The organism is Pseudomonas sp. Fl4BN1 (assembly GCF_009908285.1).
GTDB lineage: Bacteria > Pseudomonadota > Gammaproteobacteria > Pseudomonadales > Pseudomonadaceae > Aquipseudomonas.
The window spans coordinates 1-429 of sequence record NZ_JAAARM010000109.1 but is presented as its reverse complement, the minus strand read 5'-3'; the positions used below and the strand labels follow the sequence as shown (position 1 = coordinate 429).

Annotated in this window: 1 protein-coding gene; it reads right to left on the bottom strand. The window is 54.3% G+C overall.

All coding sequences use genetic code 11. From position 1 onward, the window contains the following. Positions 1–429, bottom strand: a 429-nt coding sequence (locus GV818_RS33795; protein WP_161778755.1) for a 2-oxoadipate dioxygenase/decarboxylase family protein, incomplete at both ends; no start/stop codon positions are given.

Genomic DNA, 429 nt, shown 5'->3' with positions numbered 1-429 from the left:
ATTAAGGGCTGTGGATCGTCTCCGGGATGAATCGCCTGACGATGCGCCTCACCCGAAGGCGTCAGACGGTACCGGAACCATCCCAGCCCTTGCTGACGCATTAAAAACTCACTGTCAGGAAAAGTGCGGAAGGTTTCCTGTAAATGCATTTGGTGAGTGAGATTATCCTGCCCGGTTCCAGCGTTCCGCAGAAGATCATCATACAGTTGTCGCCCTTTCGGCGTTAATGCCACACCACGCTGCTCAATTTCACCAAAGCGCGCGGTATGTGTGCCCTGTTTCTGCCCCGCAAACAACACCGTCTCTTCCAGTGCTTTAAAGCTGGTCTGGCGTAGTAAAATCGGCACCTCGCGGCGCGGCGGCCCTTCGATCAGAACTTTGGGTTCAATTCCGCATTCAGGCATCATCGACTGCACCCGGTCAATATCC